The following is a 13,252-nucleotide window of genomic DNA, read 5'->3' as shown; positions in this document are numbered from 1 at the left end:
ACATTCTCCTTTAACCTGAAATTTTTGGTGTTGATGCTAATAATGTTTTTGTATAAGAATGTTGTGGATTACGGAATACTTCGTCCGTATTTCCAAATTCAACAAGTTCTCCTTTATATAGGACAGCCACTTTTTCACATAAATAGTGAACCATCGGTAAATCATGTGCGATAAATACATATGTATAGCCTTGTTCCTTTTGAATCTTTTGCAGCAAATGTACAATTTGGATTTGCAGTGAAACATCTAATGCTGAAATTGGTTCATCAAGGATTAAAACTTCTGGCTCACATAATAACGCTCTTGCAATAGCGATACGTTGACGCTGTCCACCGCTAAACTCGTGTGGGTAACGATCAATATATCGTCTATCTAATCCAACACGCTCTAGCGCATCACCTGCGACTTTATCTTTCAATCCTTTATCGCCTAAACCGAATGAAATATAGCCTTCTGTTACGATATCGCGTACTTTCCAGCGCGGATTTAATGCAGCTGTGGAATCTTGAAAAATGAACTGTACTCTCTGTAAGAAATTGCGTTTATTCGCTGATTTCAGCTTATGAACAACTTGACCGTTGTAATCAATCTCACCAGAGGTTTGCTTTTCAATTCCAGCAATTAATTTTCCAAGTGTTGTCTTTCCAGAACCACTTTCTCCAATAATGCCAAGCGTTGTTCCTTTTAGAATAGAAAGTGATATATCTTTTAACGCTGCGATTTCTTTATTTTTACTTCCATACGTTTTCGTTACTTGCTTTACAGTAATTAAACCTGTCGTCATGAGGCATTCACCTTCTCTTTTGATTTCGCTTTATTATGCTCTAGAATATGTTGCCAACAATGTGAACTATGCTCCCCAGAATATGTCGTTCTCTCTGGGAAACGATGAATACATTCTTTTATCGCTACTGGGCAACGATTTACAAAAGGACAACCAAAGCTATTTAATGTTTCAATGGAAGGTGTCGTTCCTTCTATAGCGCGTAATACTTTTTCGGAATCATCCATATTCGGAATTGCTTGTAATAAACTTTTTGTATACGGATGCTTAGGTGAACCTATTACTTCTTGTATCGTCCCTTTTTCAACAACACGGCCCCCGTACATAACTACCACCCGGTCAGCTACTTCACGTACAAGCGCCAAATCGTGAGTAATTAATAAAATACTCGTATTTTGTTTTTCTTTTCGCTCTTTTAATAACCCCATAATTTGCTTTTGAATCGTTACATCTAATGCCGTTGTAGGTTCATCTGCAATAACGAGCTTCGGGTGACATGCAAACGCAATAGCCAAACAAATACGTTGCCTCATACCACCGCTTAACTGATACGGGTATTGTTCAAAGCGTTTCTCTGCTTCATGTATGCCTAAATCATTTAGTAAGTTAATTGCAATTTCTTTTGCCTCTTTCTTCGATTTCTTTTCATGCTGCAAAATTACTTCTGTAATTTGCCTTCCGACCTTCATCGTCGGATTTAAAGATGAAAGCGGGTCTTGAAAGATAAAAGAAATATCTTTCCCGCGAATTTGATTCCATTCTGATTCTTGTAAATTAGTTAATTCCTTTGATTGGAAAGATACATTTCCATCATCAATATGAATTGACTCTTGATTTAAGCCAATAATGGATTGTGCTGTAACACTTTTTCCTGAACCACTTTCTCCGACAAGTGCAACTATTTCACCTTCGTTAATAGAAAAGGAAACATGCTTCACAATCGCTTGCTTACTATTCTCTTTTTCAACGGCCAACGTTACGTTTTCTAAAGATAAGATTTGTGCCATGTTTTTTCTCCTTTCGATTACGTTTTACGATTTTCGGATCAATCGCATCTTGCAAACCATCACCAATTGCATTAAATGCGAACATGATGAGTGCAATCATGATTGCCGGGAAGAATAGTTGCCACCATTCACCGCTTAGTAATGTCCCGAGTGCATCGTTCGTCATCGTGCCCCAGCTTGCCGCTGGTGATTGTACTCCAAGTCCGATAAAGCTTAAAAATGATTCTGAGAAAATAGCTGCTGGAATTGTAAATGATAAATTTACGATAATAATCCCCGTTAAGTTTGGAATTAAATGCCCATATATAATTTTCATATGAGATGTACCTAATCGCTCTGCTGCGATAACAAATTCTCTTTGCTTTAAAGATAAGACTTGGGCTCTAATGAGACGTGCCATGCCAATCCATCCCGTTAACGCAAGGGCGATTATAATTGTAAAAAGTCCTGGTTTCATAACGATTAATAATAAAATAACAATTAATAAATATGGGATACCGTATAACAATTCAATTCCTCTTATAATCCACTCATCAATTAACGTTCCAAGACGATTACGCCCTCTCACATATCCACTGAACCCTCCGATAAGTACACCGAGCCCTATATCAAGAGCTGCTGCTACCAATCCAACTGTTAGTGAAATTTTCCCACCAGCCCAAGTACGCGCCCATATGTCTCTTCCTAAATCATCTGTTCCGAACCAATGCTCACTACTAGGCGGTAAATTAGTTGCTTCTTTTACTTGTTCACTCGCAGTAAATGACGTTAAACTTTCGCCAATAAGCGAGAAAACAATAATTAGTAATAACGTCACTGCCCCTAAAACTGCTATAGGGTTTGATATAAACTTGTGAAACACTTCCTTTTTTCGGCTAATCGTTTGCTGATCTTTATTTATCGTTAATTCTTTTTTCTCTTCATTCGTTAATAACTGGTCATTAATTTCATAAGCCCCCATTTAAACATTCCCCTCCTTACGTAATAGAACGAATACGCGGATCAACAATACGATGAATGATATCTGTAATAAAAATACATACAATTAATAGCGAACTATAGAAAATGGTTGTTCCCATAATTACCGGATAATCTCGGTTAAAAATACTATCTACAAAATATTTTCCTAAACCAGGAATTGAAAAGATTTTTTCAATAACGAAAGTTCCTGTTAAAAGTCCAGCCATTAATGGGCCAACAAATGTAAGTACCGGAACAATTGCATTTCGAAGAGCATGTCTTATAATGATTTTCTTAATTGGTATACCTTTCGCTCTCGCTAGCTTAATATAATCACTCTGCAACACTTCAATCATATTAGAGCGAACAAATCTTGTAATAACCGCGATTGGTCCTAACGCTAATGCGAAGGAAGGTAATACAGTATGCTCAAACGTTCCCCAAGACGCCACTGGTAGTAATTCAAATTGGATAGCGAATACTTGTATAAATAGTGGAGCTAAAATAAAACTAGGAACAGAAATACCGAGAATCGCAAGCAAGCTCACACTATAATCAATCACTTTCCCATGATATAGCGCGGCAAATGTACCTGCGGCAATTCCGACTAACAATGAAATAACAAGTGCTTGTAAACCAATAATCGCTGACGGGCCAAACCCTGTCGTTATAATTTCCGATACACCTTGACCTGTCGATTGAACAGATTCACCAAAATCAAAATGAACTACCCCATCCAAATAAGCAACATACTGATTCCATAACGGTTCATCAAGGTGATACTTCGCTCTCATGTTTTGTATCACTTCTTCAGGAAAGATTTTCGCATCTGACGAAAATGGATCCCCTGGAATAATATGCATAATTAAAAATGTTACTGTCGTAATAACCCATAGAGTAAATACCATAACCGATAGTTTTTTAATAACATACACTTCAATAACCTCCTAAACAAATGAATTTACTTTGTTTTATTGACATATTTGTTCCCATTACTCCTTCTCCACTTCTTAAAACACAAAAAGCCTTGATCTTAAAAAATAAGATCAAGGCTTAATAAAACCATGCCCATCACTTATCTTTCAAGCCTTGCTTGCTGGAATTAGCACGGTGTTCCTACTACAGAACCCGCTGCTGAGGTGTCATAGGGCCAGTCCCTCTACCTCTCTGGATAAGTAAATTGCTATATTATTATTTGGTTCAAATTGTATATTTCGAATTATAATTCTGAAAAAAAGAAAAGTCAATCAAATTGGATATATTTAGAAAAATCAGTTTTTAATGGTATTATTTCTTAAAGTCACTACTTTAACCTATAATAAAATTAATTACTTTAAAGGAGTTATAAGATGGATCCCTTACTTCTAGCCACCATAGGATTGCCATTAACAATTGTCATACTCGTAATCATCGGCTTCTACAAACTCTTCATTAAGAAGAAACGTATCACTTCTTTTTATACTCCATTCGATAATATTACTGGACAAACAATTTCGGAATTTCACGAAGAACAGAAGGTATTGATATCCGAGGATGAAGACGGAGATGGTAAGAAGAAAAAATAACCTTGCGCATGCGCAAGGTTATTTTTGGGCCTCTGTTTGAAAACGTTTATAGTATGTGGATGCTGTTGCAAAGTTAATTTCTATATCACGAATCAACGATGAATCTTCTTCTTTAGCTAACTTCTGTAATTTTTTCATCGCTTGTTCCGATTCATCCAAGAAACCAGCATATACCTCATGCTCTTGCTCTTTCGACTTTGGAACACGAATCTCTTTACGTATATGATCAATATCTTCTAACATGCTCGTTGTTACCTTTTGCACGTCTTCCTTATATTTAGCATTCGTTATTTCCTTACCGCCCTTTTCTTTTGCCACTTCAAATAACTGTAATGCTTTATTGATTTCTTTGTTCATTTTTATATCATATTTTTCATGTACTGCAAGGTATTCTTTCATCTCTTCTGTTTGTTCAGTAGATTGCTCTACCTTTTCTTTCGGTTCTTTCGTATCTTTATTTCCATTACACCCTGCTAGAAGGAGCATACCTCCCATTACAGCAATACCCAAAACCTTCTTCATCTTCAATTCTCCTTTTATCTACAGCTACTTCTAATTATAGTTTCTTTTATCTCCACTTGTTTTATTATACCGAGAACATCCTAAATTTTGTACTTAAGATGATTTCTTAATATATATACCCACATTTTTGTCACAGTATCGTCACTTTATGCAAGTAACTTTTGCATGAGTTATTTCAAAGAAATGAAAAAAGAGCTGATTCAAAACATGTTTGAATCAGCTCTTTTTATGAATTAAGCCTCTAAATTTTGTCTTTGTTGCAGTTCAAACTGCTTTTCACTTCTTTTTGCCATGAATAAATAACATAACACAGCACCAATTTCACAAAGAGCTATAACAACACCCATAGGAAGTGCTGTATTGCTTCCACCAATACCTACTAGCGGTGCTACAAGTGCTCCTGAAATAAACTGTAATAAACCTAGTAAAGCTGATGCTGTTCCTGCTGCTTGTTTTTGATTTCTCATTGCTAACGAGAAGCCGGTTGTTGATACAACCCCAACACTTGATACAACAAGAAATAGCGAGCATAAAACACCAATTAGCCCTATTCCTAATACGATTGTAAGTAGTAACGACAGACCGCCAACAGCCGCAATAATAATACCCGCAACAAATAAAGTTTTCTCATTAACTTTCCCCGCTAAGCGGCCAGTAACTTGGCTAGCAATAATAATACCAATACCGTTAATTGCAAAGAACAAACTAAACTGTTGTGGTGATGCCCCGTATATATTTTGCAACACGAACGGTGAACCAGAAATATAAGCAAACATTGCTGCTGTTACTAATCCTTGCGACAATGCATATCCCATAAATAAACGATCTTTCAGAAGCTTTCCGTATGTTGCAAGCGTTCCTGATAATCCACCTGTCTCTCTTTCTTCAGGAGGTAATGTTTCACGTAATACGAAAGTAGCTGATATTAGCATGAATACACTAATTGCTCCAAGAACGATAAAAACGCCGCGCCATGATGTGAACTGTAATAATTGCCCTCCAATAATCGGTGCCAAAATAGGTGCTGCTCCGTTTACTAACATAAGCAGTGAGAAAAACTTCGTCATTTCAGAACCTGAATACATATCGCGTACCATTGCACGTGATATAACGATACCAGCAGACCCTGAAGCACCTTGTAAGAAACGTAAAAGCATTAAACTCCAAATTGATGGTGCAACAGCACAAAGTAAAGAAGAAGCAACATAAATAATAAGAGCGATAATAAGAGGTTTGCGTCTTCCGTAAATGTCACTAATTGAACCAACAAATAACTGTCCTACTGAAAGCCCGAGTAAACAAGCTGTCAATGTAAGCTGCGCAAGAGATGCCCCCGTTTGTAAATCATCTGTTAACTTCGGTAAAGATGGCAAATACATATCAATCGATAATGGCCCAATTGCCGTAAGTGTCCCTAATACAAGAATCATCCATAACCTGTTTGTCTTTACAGGTTTATATACTTCGTGATTAACTCCATTCACTTTTTTCATTCACCCTTTCATATAAATATCAAATCGTAACAATTATAGTTACAACATAAATATACGTCAAGTATACTGTATTTTCCTGTTTAATAATGTAAAAAAAGCGATAGAATCTCTATCGCTTTACTTTTTCAAATTACTATTTGTAAATTTAGATACAGATGCCATCGTTTCTCCTGTGTCTAAATATGTGATTTGAATTGGATCTCCTACTTCTGTAAACATTGCATATGGGAATTTCTTCGCTGGTACCATAAATACTTTTTGCTCATTTTCTAATAGTACGTACACAATCGTATTTTCACCTGATTTTTCTTTATACACACGTTGTACAGTGCCTTCTTTTTGCGCTTCTTTCCCATTTGAAGTCGGTCTAAATGAATCACCACTTCCGCTTAGCGCATTTTTATAGTTCTCAAGTGCTTCTTTTTGCGTCGAACCTGACGCAAACACTTTTGCATTAGAAGCATATATAACAGTATGAGCACGTACTAACCCGCCGTCATCAATAACTGGTACAATCCAAGAAGGCTTACCGTATACGTTATAAATAACTGGCATTGTTCCATGCCATTTCTCTCTCTTAAAGGAATTATCTACTACTTCTGTAGCAGCCGAACCGTCCATAATTCCTTTCACTTCTTTTCCGTTATAGTAATACAACTTTCCTGTACGTGCATCAACTAATGAGTAACCGAGAGCAGAATCTACTCCTTCTTTCGGAGAGGTAAAGTCTGTAAAGTAATACAGTTTACCATCTTTTCCGAAGATCGGCGTAACGCCCTCCTTCGTCCCCCACTCAGTCGGAATCTTCATGTCAGTTTGTGAGAATTTCGTATTCCAAAATCCGTGAATGTATTTTCCGAAGTACGTATTTAACGTAGATGCTGTTTCATGATTTAATACACCATCAACGAATTTAGGTGCATTCTCTTTATCATATCGCTTCACATCACCTGTTTGTGCATCAACAACGACAACGCCTTCTACTTCAAACCCCGATCTTCCTGAAATAAACTCACCGTATGTCATTGTATAATACGGTTTTCCTTTATCATCAACTTCAAATTTTGGTTTCCCTTTAAAAACTAAATCTGGCTCTGCTTTTCGAACAGCACGTTCTAATTTATTACCAAAAAACATACTTGGTACATACTTCATTTTATATCCAAGATGTAATTTCGCTTCCGCATCAGGATTTGTACCTGACATTGTTACGTAACCTGGTATTGTTCCTGCCTTACGCGCTTTAAAAAATCCCGAAACTTCTATCGGTGCTACATACAAGGCTTCACCATTTACCATCTGTGGCGTTAATTCCCCTAGCTCAAAATAAGCTACTTTCGGAATATCACCAAATACCTTTTTCATTTTATTTTCCGCTGTTTTAGGCGGAACTGTAAACGGTTGGTCATTTTCAGTAAATGTCTCTGAAATATCTTTCTCTACCTTCACGACCGAATCATATTTCTTTTGCGAGATTACTATATCGTGCAAATAACCAAAATAGCCGTAACTTGCGAGTAAAACAAACATTAGAAGTCCTTTTAACGTACCTTCTAATTTCCCTACCTGCTCTTGTGAAAATAAAACAAGCCCAATTAAAACCGCTACTGCAACAGAATAATGAGTAAGAATAGAATCTGCTCGATCATCAATTAGCCAGAAATATTCATAGATTGCAATACCTATCCAAAATAAAACAGGAATAACTAAAATAGATGATTTCTTACCCTTTACAACTTTCTCATTTCCTCCTTTATCCACCGCGCGAATTTTATTACCGCTTCTAGTCCATGGAATCAAAAACAAAGTGAGAATAGCTAAAACTATAAATTTCATCAAAGGCAATGTCCCCTTTTCTTTTGTCTTCTCCATAAGTATAACAAATAAAGGGTAATCAGGTAAAAATGGGTATGATTATATTTTTTTGCTACTTAATACAATTCCACTCACTGCATATAAAATAGATGCTATATAAAAAATGGTGCCAATCGTAAAGAAATCTACTAAATATCCCGTTGCAATAACTGCTACTGCTCCTCCAACCGATGTCCACACATGATATTTTCCAATCTCATAACCAGCTTTTTTCTGTTCTACCTTTCGTGCTAACGACGTCTTCTCCGTATTGCGCTGCACAGCACCTAAAATACCCATTAAAATTTGGAGAATATATACATGCCAAACTTCTGTTGCAATAGGAAAACAAAGCATTAATATAGCCATGGACCAGGCGTATATAATTAATAACTTTCTATCACCTACTCTATCAGAGGTTCTTCCAACTAACGGATATACTAGAGCTGAAGTTAAGGCAAATAAGCCGTACGCCCAGCCAAATTGCGAGAAGCTATTCCCAACATTTCGAAGCAATAGAATGTAAAAAGGAAATACCATACTTCCCGCCATCATAATTATGCTTTGTGACGCTACAAATCTTCTATATGTCATTTGCTATACTCCTTATAAAATAAATTCACAAACCTTTCCTCTGGGTCTAATTCCTTCTTCTTCTGAAGGAATTCTTCTATACGAGGATATGCTTTCTTTAGTTGCTCTTTTTCCGGATAAGAATAATACGGTAAATAATAACTTCCATTATGCTTTAACGTAACATCAATCATCTTTTGAATGACCACTTTTGTTTTCTTTATTTCATCCTCAGAACGCCCTTGATTAATTAGAAGCACAAGCGCAAACATATCATCTTTCGCATAAGATAGCACCGCATTCTCATTCTTTTCTACATAGCGGATTGTAATGTTAAGAAGGTTTAATTCCTCTTCATTTAAAACACCTCGCAAATCATCTATATACTCTGCAAAACCATCTATCGGTATAAAGTACTCTTGTAAAATTTCGGTCAAGTTTGGATTATCGTATTCCATAAAAGCACTATCAGATCTCATTACGTTATTTCGCGTTTCGTACTTACCATCTGTACGTTCAAAATAACTTCTTTGTATATCCCAAAATGCGCCCTTTCCCCAGTCACTATAACGTGATAACCCAAGTAAGAATTTCGGCGCAGCTATAATATTTTCTTCCTTTAATTTGCTGTACTCTCTCAGCTTCTGCTGATCTTCTGATAGTACATAATCTGTCACATACATTTCTTTTAAAAATGAATTTGGGGCAACAGAAATACGTGCTAAATGCATGCGTATATTCTCATCCCTTCGCACTTTATTCTTAAAGTATGAAGAGTATTCTTTATACTCTAGTACTTTCGTATGCGTTTCATAAAATTCATCGTTTGTTAACTGTAGCGTCACATCTAAAATTACACCAAACAATCCGTATCCCCCAATTACATACGGAAACAAATCAGCATTTTCTTCTCTACTTACATTACGCACCGTACCATCTGCCATTAACAATCTGAACGACTCTACTGTATCAATCAATGCTTCATGACGAATATCACGCCCATGTACATTTACACTTAATGAACCACCCACAGTAAAAATATTTTGAGATTGCATCACTTGAACTGCAAGACCATATGGATTGATTTTCTTTTGAATATCATTCCATGTGACACCGCTTTGCACCCTAATCCTCTTCTTCTCCGGATCGAATTCTAATATTTCATTATACCCTTTCATATCAAGCATCGTACCGTTCGGATAATATGTCTGTCCGCCTTGGCTATGTTGCATACCTGCAATAGAAATCTTCTCTCCAGAAACAGTTGCATCTTGCACTAACTGTTTTAATGAACTTTCATCCTCAGCATTTTCAACACGTTTAATTTTCGTTGGAAGCAGCTTTCCTACATCACTCATAATAGGATGGTCCAGTTGCTCCTTGTATGTATATATAGATGTCGCGAGCAACACTGTATATGCTACAATAACAGCTGCTATCTTTCTTTTTTTCAAATGGCACTCTCCTCTTCTAACGTTCTTCCTCTTCATATTGTACCTACTTTCCTACGAAGAAGGTATTAACAAAAAGAGAGAGACCCTTTATTTTAGGTCCCTCCCTCATCAAAACTATTACTTTGCTGCTGGCAGCTGTATTGGCTCAAACTTTTCGTACGATGTATATTTTGCATTCGTAATAATGTGTGCCTTATCCTTACCATTACTACTCATAATCATATCTATCTTCGCTGATTCATATTTAAAATCTTTTGTAATGATGTATTCTGCATCCACTTCTTCTATCTTTGCATTTTGTGCTTGTAGCATTTTCTTCTGCGTTTCATCCATGCTAGTTAACATACTCTCTGTTTCTTGCCCTTTTAATATAAACGTCAGCTTATATTTATCTCCGCTTTTCTCCATCTTCATTTTATCTAAAACTACTGCTGGCACTTCTAAATTATCTACAATATCTTGAGTTGCTTTCATCCCGCTAGCATTTAATTGCTCCTCCGGTACAGATATAACTTCTCCTGTATTAGGATTTTTCACCTGACCAGCAACTTTACCATCCACCGCATACACTACAACCTCTGTACCAGAAACATTCATTTCAGAACGAGAATTCTTTTTCTTTGGCTCTAATTGCATTTTAGCCTTTAGCAGATCCATCTCTGTTCCTTCAGCTTTTATCCCTACATCATATGTCATCGTTACATGTTCTTCATTTTTAAAAGCTTCATTCGCTTTCTTGAAAACATCCTTCGCGGCTAATTCCTTCTCTTTTTGAACCGATTCTTTTTTCGGTTCATCCGTCTTTGTTGTTTTCTCATTACTACACCCTGCACCTAAAATAACTGCAAGGATCATACTAGAAGTTAAAATAAGTTTTTTCATAATTTCTCCTCCTTTCCAAAAGGATATCATCTATTTTCCTTTGAAATCTATATACTTTTTAATATTTCTATTTCACTTTATTTCTCGAATAACAACATGTTTAAAGAAATACTTAAATATGATGTAAATAAAAACAACTAAATTCAGGAGGTCATTATGAAAGCAATTATTTGCACAAAGTATGGGCCACCTAATGTTCTCAAACTTCAAGATGTAGAGAAACCTACTCCAAAAAAGAATGAAGTATTAGTTAAAATTCACGCAACAAGTGTAACAACTGGAGATTGTAGAATGCGCGGCTTTAATAGCCCCCTTTTATTTTGGATTCCTATGCGGATTATATTAGGTTTTAAAAAACCAAGAAAACCTATACTCGGCGTCGAGCTATCTGGTGAAATCGAAGAAATAGGAACAGATGTAACTCAATTTAAAAAAGGAGACCAAGTTTTCGCATTAACAGAGCTTAATGTCGGTGGTTATGCAGAATATACATGTGTGCATGAAAGCGGATTGATATCATTAAAACCTACCAATGTGACGTATGAAGAAGCTGCCATTATTCCTTTTGGCGGAACTTCAGCATTACACTTCCTGAGAAAAGGACGTATAAGAAAAGGGCAACAAGTACTTATATATGGCGCATCTGGCTCAGTAGGAACAGCTGCCGTACAACTTGCTAAATATTTTGGCGCGACCGTTACAGCTGTTTGTAGTAATTCAAACTTTGAACTAGTGCAATCTTTAGGAGCTAATCACGTAATTGATTATACGAAAGAAGATTTTACAAAGCGAGCTGAACGCTACGATATTATATTTGATGCAGTTGGAAAAATTAAAAGATCCCTTTGTCAAAAAGTATTAACGCAAAATGGAAAATATGTATCTGTTAATGGAATGATGGCAAAAGTAAGTAAAGAAGATATGATTCTACTAAAAAAATTAACTGAAACAGAAAATTTAAAACCTGTTATTGATAGAATTTATCGCTTAGAAGAAATTCCAGAAGCTCATATATATGTAGAAAAAGGGCATAAAAAAGGGAATGTTTCCATTACCTTAAAATAAAATATATTCAGAAAATACCATTGACAATTCTTTTTGTAAGATTTACTATTAGTACCATATTTAAAAACTACATACACATACTCTTATCAAGAGTGGCGGAGGGACTGGCCCGATGATGCCCGGCAACCGAGCTTATAACGTATAAGCTAAGGTGCTAATTCCTGCAGAACGATTTTCGTTTTGGAAGATAAGAGAGGAACCTATTTCGTCTATTCGGCACCTCTCTTATTTTTGAGAGGTGCTTTTTATTTTGGAACGTATATTAAGGGGGAATTATAGATGAAGAAGGTATTATTAAGTATTGTAAGTGGAGCTGTATTATTGTTAGGCGCATGTGGTGCTAATTCTGATAAAGAGGTAAAAGCATTAGATGAGAAAAAGATTACCGTTGGTGTAACAGGTGGACCGCATGAACAAATTTTTGAAAAGGTGAAAGAAGTTGCAGCAAAAGATGGTCTCGAAATTGATGTAAAGGTATTTAATGATTATGTAGCGCCAAACGTATCTTTAGATGAAAAAAGCCTCGATGTAAATAGCTATCAAACTAAATCTTATTTAGACGTATTTAAAGCTGAACGCAACATGAAATTAACTGAAGTATTTTCCACAGTAACATTCCCTATGGGTGTATATTCTAAAAGCTTAAAAAATGTAAAAGAATTAAAAGAGGGCGATGCAATCGCTGTCCCAAATGACCCAACAAATGAGCTTCGTGCTTTAAAGCTATTTGAAAAAGCAGGGGTTTTAAAAGTTGATCCAAAGGCTACAGAAAAAGCGACTGCAAAAGATGTAATTGAAAATCCGAAAAATTTAAAGATTGTTGAATTAGAGGCATCTCAATTACCAACGCAGCTAAGTGAAGTAAAGGCAGCTGCAATTAATACAAACTTTGCATTAGGTGCAAAATTAAGCCCAGCGAAAGATTCTATTTTCCGCGAAGGAAAAGATTCACCATATGTGAACTGGGTCGTTGTTCGTACTGAAAATAAAGATGATGCTGTTGTTAATAAATTAAAGAAAGCTTATCAATCTAAAGAAGTAAAAGATTTCATTGAGAAAAAATTCGATGGTTCTGTTTTACCGTCTTGGTAGG

Annotated in this window: 13 protein-coding genes and 2 riboswitches; of the genes, 3 read left to right on the top strand and 10 right to left on the bottom strand. The window is 36.0% G+C overall.

The features are described from left to right. Positions 1-10: 10 nt before the first annotated feature. From MRBLBA3_RS13665 to MRBLBA3_RS13650, 4 genes are read right to left on the bottom strand one after another with little or no spacing between them, the layout of a single operon-like run. Positions 11-784 carry an ABC transporter ATP-binding protein gene (locus MRBLBA3_RS13665; RefSeq protein WP_363381712.1) on the bottom strand — a complete coding sequence of 258 codons (774 nt, stop codon included), beginning with the start codon at positions 782-784 and terminating at the stop codon, positions 11-13. Then, positions 781-1,791: an ABC transporter ATP-binding protein gene (locus MRBLBA3_RS13660; RefSeq protein ID WP_000057273.1), complete on the bottom strand. Its 1,011-nt coding sequence runs from the start codon at positions 1,789-1,791 to the stop codon at positions 781-783. The genes MRBLBA3_RS13665 and MRBLBA3_RS13660 overlap by 4 nt, the downstream gene beginning before the upstream one ends. Next, on the bottom strand, positions 1,748-2,752 hold the full coding sequence (locus MRBLBA3_RS13655; protein ID WP_363381710.1) for an ABC transporter permease: 1,005 nt from the start codon (positions 2,750-2,752) through the stop codon (positions 1,748-1,750). Before MRBLBA3_RS13655 ends, MRBLBA3_RS13660 begins: the two co-directional genes overlap by 44 nt. A gap of 16 nt (positions 2,753-2,768) precedes the next feature. Beyond that, entirely contained in the window at positions 2,769-3,686 is a 918-nt protein-coding gene (locus MRBLBA3_RS13650) for an ABC transporter permease (RefSeq protein ID WP_212088799.1), read from the bottom strand. A 137-nt stretch (positions 3,687-3,823) separates the two neighbouring features. After that, positions 3,824-3,929, bottom strand: a riboswitch (SAM riboswitch). 171 nt (positions 3,930-4,100) lie between these two features. Here MRBLBA3_RS13650 and MRBLBA3_RS13645 point away from each other — a divergent pair. Continuing rightward, positions 4,101-4,316 carry a DUF3951 domain-containing protein gene (locus MRBLBA3_RS13645; RefSeq protein WP_000371384.1) on the top strand — a complete coding sequence of 72 codons (216 nt, stop codon included), beginning with the start codon at positions 4,101-4,103 and terminating at the stop codon, positions 4,314-4,316. 18 nt (positions 4,317-4,334) lie between these two features. Here MRBLBA3_RS13645 and MRBLBA3_RS13640 read toward each other — a convergent pair whose 3' ends face one another. From MRBLBA3_RS13640 to MRBLBA3_RS13615, 6 genes are all read right to left on the bottom strand, one after another. Beyond that, positions 4,335-4,838, bottom strand: coding sequence for a hypothetical protein (locus MRBLBA3_RS13640; protein ID WP_000756513.1), 504 nt, complete (start codon positions 4,836-4,838; stop codon positions 4,335-4,337). A gap of 233 nt (positions 4,839-5,071) precedes the next feature. After that, positions 5,072-6,331, bottom strand: a complete 1,260-nt coding sequence (locus MRBLBA3_RS13635) for a multidrug effflux MFS transporter (protein WP_363381707.1) — start codon at positions 6,329-6,331, stop codon at positions 5,072-5,074. A 117-nt stretch (positions 6,332-6,448) separates the two neighbouring features. Further along, complete coding sequence (locus tag MRBLBA3_RS13630; RefSeq protein WP_044739096.1) at positions 6,449-8,167, bottom strand: DUF3981 domain-containing protein; 1,719 nt, start codon at positions 8,165-8,167, stop codon at positions 6,449-6,451. A gap of 78 nt (positions 8,168-8,245) precedes the next feature. Further along, a complete protein-coding gene (locus MRBLBA3_RS13625) occupies positions 8,246-8,779 on the bottom strand; it encodes an MFS transporter (RefSeq protein ID WP_000222371.1) in 534 nt (177 codons plus the stop codon). After that, entirely contained in the window at positions 8,776-10,212 is a 1,437-nt protein-coding gene (locus MRBLBA3_RS13620) for an FAD-binding oxidoreductase (protein WP_363381705.1), read from the bottom strand. Before MRBLBA3_RS13620 ends, MRBLBA3_RS13625 begins: the two co-directional genes overlap by 4 nt. Positions 10,213-10,329: 117 nt before the next feature. Continuing rightward, positions 10,330-11,094 carry a hypothetical protein gene (locus MRBLBA3_RS13615; RefSeq protein ID WP_000733639.1) on the bottom strand — a complete coding sequence of 255 codons (765 nt, stop codon included), beginning with the start codon at positions 11,092-11,094 and terminating at the stop codon, positions 10,330-10,332. A 156-nt stretch (positions 11,095-11,250) separates the two neighbouring features. Between MRBLBA3_RS13615 and MRBLBA3_RS13610 the strand changes: the two genes are divergently transcribed. Further along, the gene (locus MRBLBA3_RS13610; protein WP_000643846.1) at positions 11,251-12,159 is read left to right on the top strand and encodes an NAD(P)-dependent alcohol dehydrogenase; all 909 of its coding nucleotides are present in this window, start codon (positions 11,251-11,253) and stop codon (positions 12,157-12,159) included. Between the two features lie 80 nt (positions 12,160-12,239). Beyond that, positions 12,240-12,353, top strand: a riboswitch (SAM riboswitch). An 85-nt stretch (positions 12,354-12,438) separates the two neighbouring features. Further along, the gene (locus tag MRBLBA3_RS13605) at positions 12,439-13,251 is read left to right on the top strand and encodes a MetQ/NlpA family ABC transporter substrate-binding protein (RefSeq protein WP_363381703.1); all 813 of its coding nucleotides are present in this window, start codon (positions 12,439-12,441) and stop codon (positions 13,249-13,251) included. Position 13,252 lies beyond the last annotated feature (1 nt).

The organism is Bacillus sp. LBA3-1-1.1 (assembly GCF_040676495.1).
Classification (GTDB): Bacteria; Bacillota; Bacilli; order Bacillales; family Bacillaceae_G; genus Bacillus_A; species Bacillus_A nitratireducens.
Note: the sequence above shows the minus strand (reverse complement) of the source record. Positions and strands in the feature narration are given on the sequence as shown.